This window comes from Lysobacter sp. 1R34A (genome assembly GCF_051217035.1).
GTDB lineage: Bacteria > Pseudomonadota > Gammaproteobacteria > Xanthomonadales > Xanthomonadaceae > Lysobacter.
In genome coordinates this window covers 253,282-267,496 of sequence record NZ_JBPKJP010000001.1, presented here as the reverse complement: position 1 = coordinate 267,496, position 14,215 = coordinate 253,282, and the positions used below count along the sequence as shown (strand labels likewise).

The following is a 14,215-nucleotide window of genomic DNA, read 5'->3' as shown; positions in this document are numbered from 1 at the left end:
CGCGTCACGATAATATGCACCTAACGGAGGATCTCTCATGAAGCACGCCAAAGACCCCGGCACCATCGAGCTACCGCTACCCAAGAAGAAGGGCAGGCCGCCGATCTATTCGAGCGCGCTGAGCCCGGCCGAGCGGGCACGTCGCTACCGTCGCAACAAGGTCGAGCGGTTCGGCCAGGCCTTCGAGCAACCGGCCTCGGCTGAGACGCCGGTCTTGTGCCAGGCGCTGGCCTGGCTCGACTCCAATGCGGACGCGGTAAGCTCGGTAACCCGAGAAATCCTCATGTCGGATATTGCCGCTGAGCTGGCGACTCGGTACCACAAACCGTAACGCGTCACTAAAGGACTAGCCATGACCGATGCTGAGGTAACTGCAGCCGCCGCTCCGATCCTGTGCGGCGTCATCTTCTTCCTGCTCCCGGTGTTGCAATCCATCGTTCGCGATCTTCGCCAGGCGTTTAGCCCTGACGAAGGGGATTTCCAGCCAAACGCCTCACCCGCGCCCGCGCCTGGTCCGAACGAGGGGTAGGGTAGGACTCCGGGCAGGGGTCAACCGGCCGGGACCCCCCCTCCCCGCAAACCCGCTTTTGAGACGCGTAACGAAAAGGCCCCTTCGGGGGTCTTATCTTTTGAGGGTGAGGTTGGAGAACAGGATGCAGTGCGCGCACTGGTGGTGTATCGCCGCGAAGTTCGCGCTGGCCCAGCGCTCGACCCACATGCGCCCCTGTGCAAGCGACCCTGCACGCGCCTGGCGTCGTATCTTCGGCCGGTGTTCGTTTACGGTGGTCATCCAACGCCCGTCGACCAGGTAGACCGCGGCAACGATGTTCATTTCGTTCCACACAAGGGCGTGTTCGCCGGTGCCTAGCTGTTGCCACTGGAGCTTTGAGGGTAGATCGGACATGCGCGCATCCTACCGCCGCCCGTCGCACTCGCTGAGACGAAAAGGCCCCCGATCGGGGGCCTCGTTTTGCGCGCTCGGATCTGAGCGAGCAACTTTGATTGGCGGCGATCGACAGATCTGCCAGCTCGATTAGCTAGCCGACAGCCAGGCCGTTTTGCCGATACTCGGCTAGGTCGACGATGACGACCTTGACCTTAAAGCCGCGGCTCTTTGACCGCCGGTTCGCCTCGGCCTTCCGACGCGATTCGAAGCCCGCCAGGCGCAGCTCACCGGCGTCGCGGAACAGCAGGCCGCGCAGCCGTTCGACGGGGATGCGCTGTCCGTCATCGGAGACCAGGTAACGGCCGCGTACACGCCACCCGTACCACTCGCCAGTTAGGTCAATATCCATGCTGGTACCCACCTTGCAGTTGCCTGGGTTGCCAACCATAGACAGGAAAATATCGACGCAACGCGAAGAGCCAGCGCCGCACTCGGCGTAGAACATAATAGGCATTATGCGAAGTAATGAATTAGCCTGTGGCTAGGCCTGGTGCAGCCTTCCTGCGTGCTCTCCTGGCAATGCCCACTACCACCGGAGGTCTCCGTGAACACTCGCCCGCCATGCTGGCCCGCTAATACTCCGTGTCCCAACGACTGCGCCGCCGCCCTGCACGAACGCGAGGTCCACAACCACGTCGACTTGATCGGACCCTGGACCGGTTGGCGACTCCGAGGCCGCGACTTGGTCACACCTGACGGCATACGCTTCACCCCCGAACGCCTGCGTGGCTTGGCCTGGCGCCAGGATTACGAGCGACGCCGGGATTTGGCCCGCAGCAAGAACGCGGCACGGAAATCCAGGCAGCAACTCGGCAAGGTCGTTGTGGTCGACCTCGCCGAATATCGGGTAAACGGCTCGGCCGTCGGGTAGCGCGGCCCACGGCCCCACGACCGGGGCCTTCATTTGCAGGCGTCGTAGACGCGATCGTTCCAGGCTCTGCGCCCGTCGTAGCCGGTATGCCGGCCATGTTCGCTATCGAGGTATGCATCGCGTTGACGCTTCATTTGCTCGCAGGCGTTGAAGCTGGGCGCTCTAGGTCCAATGACCGTGCCCGGTCCCGTGCCATTCCTGGCGCGATGGGCTTGCCGCGCAAGATAGTCCGGATCGACGGCAGGCCGACGTGCGGGGCGAATCTTGCCGTAAGCGTCGCTGCTCGTTATCTCGGTGCCCCAGGTCTTGACGTAAGCTTGGCCTGGCGCACACGGCTCCGATTGGTAGCTGACTTCCTTGCCGCTGACGCATTTGTGTATGTCCTGCGCGACAACCGAACGCGCCGACAGCAACAGCAACACTGCAATCCATGCTCGCATAGCGCCCCCTGCGCTCTCCATTGCCCACAGCCTACATCAAAGGCGAGTCCCGGGCCGGTCGTTGAACTACTTCAAATGCGGCCTTTAGCGGGCGGCGGATGACGCGAACGCTGCAATCCGCTCAGCGTGCTTCGGAAGTCGTCTCGCCAGTCGTCATCGCCATGGCCGCAAACAGCATCCACGTCGTGTGCGGGATCCACTGCTCGACCCAGCGCCACTGCTCGGAATCCGGGCCCGGCGCGAAGCTGATGCCGGCGCCGGTGTCGCTGCCCGGTGCGCCGGTAATGCCGTTGGAGATGCCGCCGACGAACATTTCGCCGGCGCTTTCCAGCACGGTCGGCGGGTTCTTCTTGCCGAATCCGTAGAGCATCGAGATGCCGTAGGGATTGCGGCCCAGGGTCCAGTCGAGCTGGCTTTGCGCGTAAGCGGCTTGGTCGACAGGCAGGCCATAGCCGGCGGCGCCGTGCCCGGCCAGCTTGCGTCCGCCGATGACCATCGCTGCGCTGAGCGAGGCCAGGCGGGCGCTTTCGCCCTGCCACCAATAACCGGTTTCGTTGCGATGCGGAATGAAAAACCCTTCCAGCACGTCGCCGGCGGCCTTGCCGTCCTGCGCGAGTTGGAAGCGCTGGCGGGCGTAGCCGTACGGGTTGGCGACGGCGTTGGTGATGGCCAGCTCGTATTTCAGCGCCGACGCGATCGCATCGAGTACGCGTTGGCGACGTCCCTGCTCCGGTTCGATATCGAGATAAGCCGCCAGGCTGATCACCGGCAGGCCCGCTTCGGCGGCGTGGTAATAAGGACGGCGGCCGCCGTCGCTGACGAAGCCGCCGTCGGCTTGCTGCCGAGCGATCAGGTTGGCGGCGCGCTCGCGCGCATCATCGAGATAGCGCGACTGGCCGGTGGCGTTGTGCAGTTCCACCAGCGCCATCAACGCGGTGTAGTCGTCGATGATGTTTTCTTTGCCGTCGGCGCAGTACTGCGGGTTGAACCGGCGCAGGTGCGCATAGGCACGCTCCGCATCGGCCAGATACCGGGCCCCGTCGAATACGCCATGGCGGCCGGTTTGCTCGGCCAGCATCGAGGCGCGCGCGAGCGCCGCGATGGCCATGCCCCCGCCGGCGCGAAACGCCGAGCGGTACAGCGTGGTGAAGGTGCCGGCCGCACCTTCGTAGCCGGTGACCATGCGTTCGACGCCCGGCGTGCCCCACTGGTCGAACACCGTGGTGTAGAAATAACCTTCCGCATCGAGGATGCGGTGCAGATAGTCCGCGCCCCAGAACGCCTCGTCCTCGACCTGGGCCTGCAGGCCATGGGCGGCGAACAGATCCTTGCGCGCATGCGCGCCGTAGGCCAGCACCCAGGCCGCCATCGAAGCCTGCTGCGGATTGAAATGGTTGGCGTAACCCAGGTGGGACAGGTATTTGCCCTTGTCGCCGCCGGCGTCCTGCCACCCGCCCCACACGTCCACCTTGCGCGAGGTCTGGAAGATGCGCAGCTTGCGATCGGTCTCGTCCGTGTGACGGCTGCGCTTGAAGTACGCCAGCAGCTGCGCGCCGGTCGTGGCGAAGACCGCGTCGTCGCGCACGGGCACCGGTGACGACAGCGCACGCTGCTCGCCGATACGCACTTCCACTTGGTACTTGCCGGGTTCCTGGACCTCGGAAAAATCGACATCGAAATAGCGCTTGCCCGGGGTCCACTCGGTAAACGGCTGCAGCGGCCGCAGTTCGCCGCGCTTGATCGGCTTGCCGTCGCGCAGCACGGTGTAACCGCCCTCCCCGGCCTTGCCTGCGTATTCGACGACGGCCCGCTTCGGCCCCCGCCGCTCCAGCGCCACTTGATTGATCTGTACCAGCAACGGCTCCGTGGGCAGGCTCACCGACACCGAGGTCTTCGGCGTCGCCGCCGATTCCGGGTCGGAGGCGGCGCCGGCCGTGTGCAGCCAACTGGACAGCGCCAGGGCGAGCGCGGCCGTCACTCGAACTCCGGTCTTGCGGGACTGCGGCAAACAGGTCATCGGCACGGTTCCGGATAGACTAGGGCCAGCGCAACTTAGCTACCCCAGCGGTGGCCGTCAATAAATACTTCACATGGATGTATGAATAATGCCGAGACCTCCCCTCCCCATGCCCAACCGGTTTCGAACCCCATGAATAGTGGTCGCGGCGCCACCCAGCAATCCAGCGCCCCCTACAACCGCCGGCTGGTGCTGGATTTCATTCGCCAGCATGGTGCGGCCTCGCGCAAGGACATCCAGGAAAAGGTCTCGCTCAGCCCGCAAACGGTCGCGAACATCACCAACGAGCTGGAATCGATCGGCCTGATCGTCTCGCGCCGGCAGAAGGACCTGAAGACCCGCGGCCAGCCGCCGATCGCCTTCGAGATCAATCCCGACGCCGGCCAATCGATCGGCATCAGCCTGGAACCGGGCCGCGCCTCGGGCGCGCTGGTGAATCTGCTGGGCCAGATCGATGCGCGCTGCGAGGTGCAGTTGCAGGGCTGCGATCGCCCGCAGTTGCTGGCCGGCCTGCTCGAGCTGGTGGCCAAGCTGCGCCGCCAGGCCAATGGCCGGCTATGGGGCATCGGCGTCGCCCTGCCCGGCCCGCTCGGCGACACCGAACTGAGTTTCGTCGGCCCCACTGCGCTCGAAGGCTGGAAGGACTTGTCGATCCTCGACCAGTTGCAGGAAGCCACCGGCCTGCCCCTGTTCCACAGCGTCGACAGCGTGGCCGGCGCACTCGGCGAGACCCTGTACGGGGTCGCCAGGCATCTGGACAATTTCTTCTACCTGCACCTCAGCATGGGCCTGGGCGGTTCCTTGATCGTCGGCCGCAACACCTATCGCGGCGCCGACGGCAACGCCACCGAGATCGGCCACGTGCCGGTCGTCCCGGGCGGCACGCCCTGCTATTGCGGGAATCGGGGCTGCCTGGAGCGCTATCTGTCGCTGCATTCGCTGGCCGAGGCGCTGGGCCTGGACGACGGCCAGATCCGCACCCCGGATCTGCTCAACCGCCTGGACGACGCCGACGATCAGCCTCTGCAGCGATGGTGCCTGCAGGCCTCGCAGCGGCTGCGCGACGCCATCTGCATGATCGAGAACATGCTCGACCCGCAGACCATCGTCATCGGCGGATCGGCGCCGCAAAAGCTGGTGCAACGCCTGGTCGACCTCGCCCAACCGCTGCATCGCTCGGTACGCGGCCGCCCCGCTCCGGAACTGCCGCGGCTGATGATTTCCCAGCGCGAGGAAGATTGTTCGCTGCTCGGCGCCGCGGTGCTGCCCATCCACGAGTTGCTGTCGCCGCGCCTGGAGGGTCTCCAGAAGGACGAGTTCGGGGAGCAGGCGGCCGAACTGCTCGGCCATCGCTCAGTCGCTGGCGGGCGCCGGATTTAATTATACTTCCACTGGATATTTTTATTGACAGGGTGAAATCGGGCTGCCTATAGTCGGCCCCATGAAGCTCGATCAGCCCCAGTCCGGCCCACCACAATCGGGCTCGCCTCAATCAGGCTTGTCTCAGTCCGGCTCGTCCCAGTCGAGGCCGGCGCAGGCCGCTCCGCCCGAGCTCGTCCAGCCTGGATACGACCCGCCCCGACTCGTCATCGTCGGCGACGTCAGCGTGGACCTCGTCCTCGGCACCTTGGACGGCTGGCCTAAGATCGGTACCGAGCAACTGCTGCCGCGCAGCGAACTGCGTGCCGGCGGCTCGGCGGCCAACGCCGCCCTCGCCGCGCGCCACCTCGGCCTCAGCCCGCATCTGATCGGCGCCATCGGCGACGACGACCTGGCCCAATGGCTGCGGCTGCAACTGGCAGGCATCCGGGTGGACCTGCAGACCTGCGCCAGCGACACCACCGTGTCGGTCGGGCTGCTGCACGCGCATGGCGAACGCACTTTCTTCACCAGCTGCGGGCATCTGCAGCACTTGACCCAGGCCTTCGTACTGAAACACCTGCCGCCGGCATCGCCCGGCAGCGTCGCCTTGTTCACCGCCCCGTTCCTGCTGCCGGCGCTGCGCGAGGACTTCAGCCGCCTGCTGGCCGAGGCCTCGGCCAAGGGCTATCGGGTCGCGCTCGATACCGGCTGGCCGCCGGAAGGCTGGACGCCCCAGGTGCACCGGGAAGTCGAAGGCTGGCTGGCCCACTGCGACCATCTGCTGATCAACGAGCTGGAAGCGACGAGCATCGCCGACCGTCGGGATGGCGATCGGGATCCGGACGGCAGCCCGAGCGTGGAAGACCACCGTGATCTGGAGTTGGCTGTCCAGCGCGTCGCCGGCCTGCTCAAGCCCGGTGCCCATCTGATCGTCAAGCTCGGCGCCGCCGGCGCCCTGGGCCACGTCGATGGACACAGCATTCGCTACGCCGGCGAAGCGGCCCTCGACATCTTCGATACCGTCGGCGCCGGCGACGGCTTCAACACCGGCTATCTGGCGGCGCGCATGACTCAAACCGGCCCCAATCAAGCCGGCGCCAACCAGGCCAGCGCGCATCAATCCGGCGCGAACCAGACCGGCCTGAGCGATGCGCTCGCCGCCGGTTGCCGCACCGCCAGCGCGATCCTGCCCCGCTTCCCGCGCAAGAGCATCGCCCCCGGCGAACTCTCGCATTGCCTGCTGCCGCAATCCTGACCCGAAGGCGCGACCATGACGCACCGGCCGATGATCGTCAGTTACATCCTCCTGATCTGGTTCGCGATCTCCTTCATCACCAACCTGATCGGTCCGCTGATGCCGATCGCCATCCAGGATTTCGAGCTGAGCCTGACCATGGCCGGCTTCATGCCGTTCTCGTTCTTCCTGGCCTACGGCCTGATCTCGATTCCGGGCGGCGTGCTGATCGAAGCCCGGGGCGCGCGCTTCACCCTGTTCGCCGCCTTCGCGCTGAACTGCATCGGCGCGCTGGCGATCGCGGTGATGCCCGGGTACGTTTCGGTCGTGGCCGGGTTATTCGTCATCGGCCTGGGCATGGCGCTACTGCAGGTGGTGATCAACCCGCTGATGCGCACGGCCGCCGGCGAGGAGCACTTCGCTTTCTTCTCGGTGATGGCGCAGCTCGTGTTCGGCCTGGCCTCGTTCCTCAGTCCGCTGGTATTCAAGTACTACATGCAGCGCCCGGGCGTGGACGGGCAGCCGCTGGCTTGGCTGACGTTCTACTGGTACTTCAGCGCCGCCTTCGTGCTGCTGGCCCTGCTCAACTACAGGTTGCCGCTGCCGGCGGTCGCATTGAAGGAGGACGAGCGCACCGGCAGCCGCGAGGCCTACCGCAGCCTGTTGCGACGCCGCGACGTGCGGCTGTTCTTCCTCGCGATCGTCGCCTACGTCGGCACCGAGCAGTCCCTGGCCAACTGGATGTCGCAGTTCCTGCACAGCTATCACGGCATGTCGGCCACCGACCAGGGCGCCGTCGCGGTCAGCCGCTTCTGGGGCCTGATGTCGCTGGGTTGCCTCGCCGGCCTGGGCTTGCTGAAGCTGATGGATTCGAAGTGGGTGCTGGCGCTCTTCTCGAGCCTGGCCATCGCCTGCCTGGCGCTCGCGCTGTACGGTCCTGCGGATCTGTCCGCGCTGGCTTTTCCCGCCGCGGGTTTTTTTCTGTCGGTGATGTTCTCGGTGATCTTTTCGCTCGGCTTGAACTCGGTCACCCAACACCACGGCGCGTTCTCGGGAATCTTGTGCAGCGGCATCCTCGGCGGCGCGATCGTGCCGCTGCTGATCGGCTTCATCGCCGATCACTGGAGCCTGCGCGCGGGCCTGTCGCTGGTCTTCATACCGCTGCTCTACATCCTCAGCGTCGGCGCCTGGGCCAGGCCGCTGGTACGCAACCGCACCGTGTACTCGGCGAAAGACACATCCGCTTCGAACAGGCCCGCTTCGAACACGCCTGCCTCGCCTTGAGCGGGCGACGCCATCAGCCACTGCGCGCGGGGCCGCCGGCCCGAGCCGCCGTACAACCAGGAGCCCATGATGAAAAAGCATCCCAGCGATGTTCGACCGACCGGCATCGCCGTCGCAGTGGCCGCGGTATTGATCGGCTGCGCGACCGCACCGGCCATGGCCCAGTCCAGTGCGGCCGGCGAGAGCCAACCGGCCAGCGCCGGACAGGTCGGGGCCGGGCTGGCGGGAGCTGAGCCTGCCGGGGCCAAGCCTGCCGAGCCCGGCGAGGCCCGCACCACGCTCGAGACCGTGCACGTGTCCGCGACCCGCATCGAATCGGACCTGCTGAAGACACCGGTGACCGTCACCGCCGTCACTCAGGAAGCATTGACCCGAGAAGGCATCCGCGACGTGCGTGGTCTGTCCGGCAGCATGCCCAATCTGCAGATCGCCGCCGGCCCGGATTCCGGCGTGCAGGTCAGCATCCGCGGCATCGGCGCCAACAACTTCACCGAGATCGGCGACCCGGCCGTGGGCCTGCATGTGGCCGGCCTGTACTCGCCGCGCCCGCAAGGCGCGTTGGCGCTGATGTTCGACGTCGACCAGGTCGAAGTGCTGCGCGGCCCGCAGGGCACGCTGTTCGGCCGCAACTCCACCGGCGGCAGCATCAATATCATTCCGGCCAAGCCGCGTTTCGACTCTAGCTTCGGCAGCGCCGAACTCGAGGTGGGCAGCTATAACCTGCGTCAGCTCAATCTGATCCAGAACATCGCGGTCAACGACCGCTTCGCCCTGCGCCTGTCCGCGACCAAGGTCGAGCGCGACGGCTGGGTCGACCAGCAACAGGACTTCACCGACGTCGATATTCCCGAGCGCGGGTTCGTCGCCGACGGCATCCCCGACGTCGATCAGCGCCGCAACGTCAAGGTCGGGCGCGACGAGTATTACTACAACCGCGACGAATGGGCGGTGCGCCTCGCCGCCCGCTTCGCCGTCACCGATAACGTCGAGTGGCTGCTGGCGTACGAAAAATTCCAGAACTCGGGCGCCGGCCAGGTGGGGCTGAAGGATTGCAAGCAGGCCGCCGGCACCCGTTTCGCCTGCCAGGGCGGCAAGTGGGACGTCAAGATCAACGTGCCCGGCAAGACCGACATGTCGATCGATACGGTGCGCTCCAACCTCAATTGGTTCCTCAGCGACACCAACAGCATCGAATACAGCGTGGCCTTCGCCACCCAGAAGCGCTCGCAGATCGCCGACGACGACGGCGGCTACCACGAGATTCCCTCGCAGGTCACCGCGACCTTGCCGGTACCGCCGGAAGGCGACTGGGGCGTGTGGCCGGTGCGCGACAACACCTCGATCACTCTGGACTCGAAGTACAAGTCGTTCGTGCACGAGCTGCAGTTCAAGCATCAGGGCGAACGCCTGAAACTGGTGTCCGGCCTGTTCTGGATGCACGAAAAGAATCAGATCAACTACGCCCAGGAAATGCTGGTCAACGCGCCGTTCGGTTACCCGATCAGCCAGTTCTATCATCAGCCCAACCGTCAGATCGACGCCAAGGCGATCTTCTCCCAGGCGGACTGGCGTTTCGCTCCCACCTGGACCGCGACCGTCGGCGCACGCTACAGCCGCGACGAGAAGACCGACCGCGGCGGCCAGGTCTACGGCGGCTGGGACGCCGAATCCACCGCCTACTACAACGGCCTGTACCACCCGGGCACGCCGGGCGAGCCGGGCTTCCGCCCCCACAACGGCCGCGACCTCACCGAACGCATGGGACCGTTCGGCGGCATCGACGCCTACAAGCTGTGGGGACCGCCGGCCGAGAACGAACACTCCGAGTCCTGGCGCAAGGTTACCTGGCGCCTCGGCTTGACCAAGGACTTGTCCGACGACGAAATCCTGTTCACCTCACTGTCCACCGGCTACAAGGCCGGCGGCTTCGGCGACAAGGACGATGCCTGCGGCGGCAAGGTCTGCGTGGACGGTCCGCCCGGCCCGCAGTACACCTTTTTCCCGTACCAGCCGGAAACCGTCACCAATTTCGAAATCGGCTACAAGGGCCTGTTGCTGGACAAGCGCCTGAGCCTGTCGGTTACCGCCTTCTACAGCCGCTACAAGGACATGCAGGTGACCGGCGACTTCTATGCCGCCAAGGTGCACGTCAACGAGCCCTGCCCGGACTGGGACCCGACCTGCGACGTGATCAAGAAGTGGCAGACGGTCAACGTCGGTACGGTCAACATCCCCGGGCTGGAACTGGAAGTCGACTACCTGCCCACGCCGAACACGCGCATCGGCGGCTTCTTCTCCTACATCGACAGCAAGATCAAGGACTACCCCACTTTCAGCGACGAATGGAATTGCGGCGTGCGCGAAGAGTTCGGCGCAGTGCCCTGCCCGGAACCCTACAGCGGCCCCGACCCCACCCTGGCCGGCCGCCAGATCTACGACATCACCGGCCATCATCTGCCGATGACGCCGAAGTTCACCGCCGGCGTCAACGTTTCCCACACCTTCAAGTTCGGCAACGGCTATGAGCTGGTACCCTGGCTCAGCGTGAAGTGGCAGGACAAGATGTACTTCACCCTGCGCAATCTCGACAACGCGCACATCTCCGACGCGCAAGAGGCCTATACGACGGTGGATGCCAGCCTGAGCCTGAAGTCGCCCTCGTTCTGGCGCGCCGAGCTGTACGTGCTCAACGCCACCGACAAGATGACCAAGAACTGGGCCGACGACGCCGGCGGCTTCATCCGCGGCTACTGGAACGACCCGCGCACGGTCGGCCTGCGGGTCCGCCTCGATTATTGATGCGGGCCAGGCCGCAGACCGTCGTGATCCCCCTGTGGCGGCCGTAGCGAAGCGGAGCCGCCACAGGGTGTTACGCCGGCGATCGCTTATCGCGGCGCCTGCTGCCCGAGCTCCTGGGCCAGCCCGACAAGGATCCCCTCCGGACCGCGGAGGTAGCAGAGCCGATAGATGTCGAGGTAGTCGACCACTTTGCCGACGAGCTTCGCGCCGCGTTTGCCGAGGCGGGCGATCGTGTCGTCGAGGTCCTCGACGGTGAACATGACCCTCAGGTAGCCGAGGGCATTCACCGGCGCGTCGCGGTGATCGGCGACCACGGGCGGCGCGAGGAATCGCGAGAGCTCGAGCCGGCCGTGACCGTCCGGCGTGCGCATCATGGCGATCTCGACGCGCATGTCGCGCAAGCCGGTGACGCCGTCGGCCCAGTCCCCTTCAATCGGGGCGCGTCCTTCCAGCGCCAGGCCGAGTTCGGCGAAAAATTCGATGGCGGCGTCGAGGTCTTCCACCACGATGCCGATATTGTCCATGCGCTTGATGGTCATGACGCCTCCGGAAGTTCGGCCCGACGCGGTCGGGCCAAGTCGATCAACCGGGCGAGCATAAGTGTTTCGGTCGCGATGGCGCCCTCCCCCGTCTCGGGCCCGGGACCGCCGAGTCGCCATCGCGCCTGCGATCGCCCGATATTGTCGAACCTGGGTTCGCTCGTTCGTCGTACTGCTGAAGCGAGCAAAACCGAACCGGTGTCTACCAGGAGAGCATCACGATGAGCGTCGTCATTACCGCCTTTGAACGGTCGCCCGACGGCGGCAAGGGCCTGGCGCGTGACACGCGCGTGCGCTGGGCGCTGGAAGAGGTGGGCCAGCCGTACGAGGTGCGCCTGATCTCGTTCCGCGCGATGAAGGAGCCCGCCCATCTTCGCCTGCAGCCGTTCGGCCAGATTCCGACCTACGAGGACGGCGATCTCGCCTTGTTCGAGACCGGCGCTATCGTGCTGCATCTCGCGCAAAGCCACTCTGGTCTGTTGCCGGAGGAGGCCAATGCGCGGGCGCGGGCCATCGGCTGGATGTTCGCCGCGCTCAATACCGTGGAGCCGCCGATCCTCGACCTCGTCGTCGCCAAGTTCGATGAAGGCGACCGGCCCTGGGCCAAGGAACGCCTGCCCCTGGTCGAAGATCGCATTCGCCATCGGCTGGTCCAGCTGTCCGCCCGCCTGGGAGATGCCGACTGGCTCGACGGTGCATTCAGTGGCGGCGACCTGATGATGGTGTCCGTGCTGCTCAGGCTGCGGCCGTCGGGCATCCTCGACGAATTTCCCGGACTGGCCGCGTATGTCGTGCGCGGCGAAGCACGCCCCGCCTATCGGCGTGCATTCGCCGCGCAATGGGCGATCAACGCTGCTGCGCCGCAGGCCAGCTGAGCCTGGGTTTATCGATCCACGCAATGCCGCTCTAACGGTTGAGATCCGACATCGTTCCGGACAACGCTGCATGACGCCGCAGCCAGGCCGGCATCCGTTACGCGATGCCGCAGCGGCGCTCACGCACGGGTAACGCCCGCGGCCTTTAGATGTCGTCCAGGCTTGCGGCGCGCAGCGAAGGCGAGCGTGGCGCCACTCGATACGCGAGGCGAGCCGGGTCGCCGCGACGCGTCGCCGCTGGCTCGTCGGCGGCAACCCGCCCCTGTGTTGCATACCGGCGCCGCCGTTTCCCCGGAGAATCGCGATGCCCAATCGCAAGAAGCAGGACTTCCCGCTGAGCGAGATCCGTCGCTATCTGGAGCCGGGTCCGGTGGTTCTGGTGTCCTCGCGATGGGAAGACCGCACCAACATCATGACGATGGGCTGGCACATGATGCTCGGGTTTTCGCCGGCTCTGTTCGCCTGCTACATCTGGGGAGAGAACTACAGTTTCGACCTGATCCGGCGCAGCCGCGAATGCGCGATCAACCTGCCGACCTCGGACCTGGTCGATACCGTCGCCGCGATCGGCAACTGCAGCGGCGCCGACGGCATCGACAAGTTCGAGAAGTTCGGCCTGACCGCGCAGCCGGCCGAGAAAATACGGGCACCGCTGATCGCGCAGTGCCACGCCAACTTCGAATGCAAGCTGGTCGACGACCGCCAGATCGATCGGTACGGGCTGTTTATCTGGGAGGTCGTGAAGGCCCACGTGGCGGCCTCTCCGAAACGCCCGAAGACCCTTCACTATCGGGGCGACGCCGAGTTCATGGTGTCCGGCCCCAACCTCAGCCGGCTCAACAGGTTCAAGCCTGAAAATCTGTAGTTCGCGCGCATTGCGACGCAGCATTGCCGCGCCGGCCATCGTTTAGCTGGCCACCGTTTAGCTGGCGAATACCGCAGGAAGCGAATGCGGCGCCGTCGCCGGACGGCATGCCGGCGCTATTGCAAACGCTTGAGCAGTTCCCGCGCCACGCCGAGCGCCGAGGCCGGGTTCTGGCCGGTGATCAGCTCGCGATCGATCACGATGTTGGCGGCCCACGGCGCGGAGTTGCTGCGGTACTGGACCCCGGCCCGCTGCAAGGCGGCCTGCGGATAGAACTGCATCTCGCCGCCGCCCAGTTGCGGCTTGGCCTGCTCTTCTTCCTGATTGCTGATCACGGTGACCTGGTAGCCGCTGTAGATCCATTGCGGCGGGCGCTGGGCCCCGCCGGCGGCCATCGCGGCCGCATAGCCGGCGGCATCGGGCAAGGTCGACAGCAAGGCGATCGGCCCATGGCAGACCAGGGCGGTGGTCTTGTTGCGCGCGTGGAAGTCGGCCAGCAAACGGCCCAGCGCGGGGCTCTTGAGCAGGTCCTGCATCGGCGCGTGGCCGCCGGGGATATAGACCGCATCGAACCGGCCGTAGCCCAGTTGTTCGATGCGCGCCAGGCTCAGCACCGGCGAGTTCTCCCTGGAGGTCAACTTCAACCGCTCGAGCAGGTTCTGATGCGCCTGCAGGTCGGCCGCGTCGTTGCCGAAGTACATGGGGTCGACGGATTTCGCGTCGACGGTCGGGGCCTGCCCGGTCGGCGTGGCGAAGGTGATCCGGTGGCCGGCATCCAGCAGCAACTTGACCGGCTGCATCAGTTCGTTGAGGTAGAAGCCGGTCGGAAAGACCTTGCCGTCTTTCAGCTCGAGGCGATCGGCATCGGACAACACGACCAGCACGTCGCCGGCCTGGGCCGAGCCGGCCCCGAGAAACAAGGCGGTCGCGATGGCGAGGCTGCGCAGGGATTTCATGATGAGTTCCTGGTGGATTCGGTCTGG

15 protein-coding genes are annotated in these 14,215 nt (G+C 65.8%); 9 read left to right on the top strand and 6 right to left on the bottom strand.

Annotation, left to right across the window (positions count from 1 at the left end):
- Nucleotides 1-37: 37 nt before the first annotated feature.
- Nucleotides 38-331, top strand: coding sequence for a hypothetical protein (locus ACSAMQ_RS00915; protein WP_435393829.1), 294 nt, complete (start codon nt 38-40; stop codon nt 329-331).
- A gap of 21 nt (nt 332-352) precedes the next feature.
- Nucleotides 353-529 (top strand): hypothetical protein, encoded by a 177-nt coding sequence (locus ACSAMQ_RS00910; protein WP_435393828.1) that lies wholly within the window; start codon nt 353-355, stop codon nt 527-529.
- 93 nt (nt 530-622) lie between these two features.
- On the opposite strand, the gene ACSAMQ_RS00905 is transcribed toward ACSAMQ_RS00910, so the two are convergent.
- Nucleotides 623-904, bottom strand: coding sequence for a hypothetical protein (locus ACSAMQ_RS00905; protein ID WP_435393827.1), 282 nt, complete (start codon nt 902-904; stop codon nt 623-625).
- A gap of 133 nt (nt 905-1,037) precedes the next feature.
- Nucleotides 1,038-1,295, bottom strand: coding sequence for a hypothetical protein (locus ACSAMQ_RS00900; protein ID WP_435393826.1), 258 nt, complete (start codon nt 1,293-1,295; stop codon nt 1,038-1,040).
- A 141-nt stretch (nt 1,296-1,436) separates the two neighbouring features.
- Between ACSAMQ_RS00900 and ACSAMQ_RS00895 the strand changes: the two genes are divergently transcribed.
- Nucleotides 1,437-1,817: a DUF3653 domain-containing protein gene (locus ACSAMQ_RS00895; RefSeq protein WP_435393825.1), complete on the top strand. Its 381-nt coding sequence runs from the start codon at nt 1,437-1,439 to the stop codon at nt 1,815-1,817.
- Nucleotides 1,818-1,846: 29 nt separating this feature from the next.
- Here the strand turns inward: ACSAMQ_RS00895 and ACSAMQ_RS00890 are convergent, their stop codons facing one another.
- Both ACSAMQ_RS00890 and ACSAMQ_RS00885 read right to left on the bottom strand, forming a co-directional pair.
- On the bottom strand, nt 1,847-2,239 hold the full coding sequence (locus tag ACSAMQ_RS00890; RefSeq protein WP_435393824.1) for a hypothetical protein: 393 nt from the start codon (nt 2,237-2,239) through the stop codon (nt 1,847-1,849).
- A gap of 139 nt (nt 2,240-2,378) precedes the next feature.
- Nucleotides 2,379-4,274 carry a glycoside hydrolase family 9 protein gene (locus tag ACSAMQ_RS00885; protein ID WP_435393823.1) on the bottom strand — a complete coding sequence of 632 codons (1,896 nt, stop codon included), beginning with the start codon at nt 4,272-4,274 and terminating at the stop codon, nt 2,379-2,381.
- Nucleotides 4,275-4,406: 132 nt separating this feature from the next.
- Between ACSAMQ_RS00885 and ACSAMQ_RS00880 the strand changes: the two genes are divergently transcribed.
- From ACSAMQ_RS00880 to ACSAMQ_RS00865, 4 genes are all read left to right on the top strand, one after another.
- A complete protein-coding gene (locus tag ACSAMQ_RS00880; protein ID WP_435393822.1) occupies nt 4,407-5,654 on the top strand; it encodes an ROK family transcriptional regulator in 1,248 nt (415 codons plus the stop codon).
- A gap of 61 nt (nt 5,655-5,715) precedes the next feature.
- The gene (locus ACSAMQ_RS00875; protein WP_435393821.1) at nt 5,716-6,891 is read left to right on the top strand and encodes a carbohydrate kinase family protein; all 1,176 of its coding nucleotides are present in this window, start codon (nt 5,716-5,718) and stop codon (nt 6,889-6,891) included.
- Nucleotides 6,892-6,906: 15 nt separating this feature from the next.
- Nucleotides 6,907-8,154: an MFS transporter gene (locus ACSAMQ_RS00870; RefSeq protein WP_435393820.1), complete on the top strand. Its 1,248-nt coding sequence runs from the start codon at nt 6,907-6,909 to the stop codon at nt 8,152-8,154.
- Between the two features lie 69 nt (nt 8,155-8,223).
- On the top strand, nt 8,224-10,953 hold the full coding sequence (locus tag ACSAMQ_RS00865) for a TonB-dependent receptor (RefSeq protein ID WP_435393819.1): 2,730 nt from the start codon (nt 8,224-8,226) through the stop codon (nt 10,951-10,953).
- An 86-nt stretch (nt 10,954-11,039) separates the two neighbouring features.
- Here ACSAMQ_RS00865 and ACSAMQ_RS00860 read toward each other — a convergent pair whose 3' ends face one another.
- On the bottom strand, nt 11,040-11,492 hold the full coding sequence (locus ACSAMQ_RS00860) for a VOC family protein (RefSeq protein WP_435393818.1): 453 nt from the start codon (nt 11,490-11,492) through the stop codon (nt 11,040-11,042).
- 221 nt (nt 11,493-11,713) lie between these two features.
- On the opposite strand from ACSAMQ_RS00860, the gene ACSAMQ_RS00855 reads away from it, so the two are divergent.
- Nucleotides 11,714-12,367: a glutathione S-transferase family protein gene (locus ACSAMQ_RS00855; protein ID WP_435393817.1), complete on the top strand. Its 654-nt coding sequence runs from the start codon at nt 11,714-11,716 to the stop codon at nt 12,365-12,367.
- A 304-nt stretch (nt 12,368-12,671) separates the two neighbouring features.
- Nucleotides 12,672-13,232: a flavin reductase family protein gene (locus ACSAMQ_RS00850; protein ID WP_435393816.1), complete on the top strand. Its 561-nt coding sequence runs from the start codon at nt 12,672-12,674 to the stop codon at nt 13,230-13,232.
- Between the two features lie 116 nt (nt 13,233-13,348).
- Here ACSAMQ_RS00850 and ACSAMQ_RS00845 read toward each other — a convergent pair whose 3' ends face one another.
- Nucleotides 13,349-14,188 (bottom strand): type 1 glutamine amidotransferase domain-containing protein, encoded by an 840-nt coding sequence (locus ACSAMQ_RS00845; protein ID WP_435393815.1) that lies wholly within the window; start codon nt 14,186-14,188, stop codon nt 13,349-13,351.
- Nucleotides 14,189-14,215 lie beyond the last annotated feature (27 nt).

What these genes read in the sequence shown, in the direction of transcription:
- ACSAMQ_RS00900 (WP_435393826.1), bottom strand. Translation starts at nt 1,295, where the DNA reads ATGGATATTGACCTAACTGGCGAGTGGTACGGGTGGCGTGTACGCGGC.
- ACSAMQ_RS00905 (WP_435393827.1), bottom strand. Translation starts at nt 904, where the DNA reads ATGTCCGATCTACCCTCAAAGCTCCAGTGGCAACAGCTAGGCACCGGC.
- ACSAMQ_RS00915 (WP_435393829.1), top strand. Translation starts at nt 38, where the DNA reads ATGAAGCACGCCAAAGACCCCGGCACCATCGAGCTACCGCTACCCAAG.
- ACSAMQ_RS00910 (WP_435393828.1), top strand. Translation starts at nt 353, where the DNA reads ATGACCGATGCTGAGGTAACTGCAGCCGCCGCTCCGATCCTGTGCGGC.
- ACSAMQ_RS00880 (WP_435393822.1), top strand. Translation starts at nt 4,407, where the DNA reads ATGAATAGTGGTCGCGGCGCCACCCAGCAATCCAGCGCCCCCTACAAC.
- ACSAMQ_RS00885 (WP_435393823.1), bottom strand. Translation starts at nt 4,274, where the DNA reads ATGACCTGTTTGCCGCAGTCCCGCAAGACCGGAGTTCGAGTGACGGCC.
- ACSAMQ_RS00855 (WP_435393817.1), top strand. Translation starts at nt 11,714, where the DNA reads ATGAGCGTCGTCATTACCGCCTTTGAACGGTCGCCCGACGGCGGCAAG.
- ACSAMQ_RS00865 (WP_435393819.1), top strand. Translation starts at nt 8,224, where the DNA reads ATGAAAAAGCATCCCAGCGATGTTCGACCGACCGGCATCGCCGTCGCA.
- ACSAMQ_RS00845 (WP_435393815.1), bottom strand. Translation starts at nt 14,188, where the DNA reads ATGAAATCCCTGCGCAGCCTCGCCATCGCGACCGCCTTGTTTCTCGGG.
- ACSAMQ_RS00870 (WP_435393820.1), top strand. Translation starts at nt 6,907, where the DNA reads ATGACGCACCGGCCGATGATCGTCAGTTACATCCTCCTGATCTGGTTC.
- ACSAMQ_RS00850 (WP_435393816.1), top strand. Translation starts at nt 12,672, where the DNA reads ATGCCCAATCGCAAGAAGCAGGACTTCCCGCTGAGCGAGATCCGTCGC.
- ACSAMQ_RS00860 (WP_435393818.1), bottom strand. Translation starts at nt 11,492, where the DNA reads ATGACCATCAAGCGCATGGACAATATCGGCATCGTGGTGGAAGACCTC.
- ACSAMQ_RS00875 (WP_435393821.1), top strand. Translation starts at nt 5,716, where the DNA reads ATGAAGCTCGATCAGCCCCAGTCCGGCCCACCACAATCGGGCTCGCCT.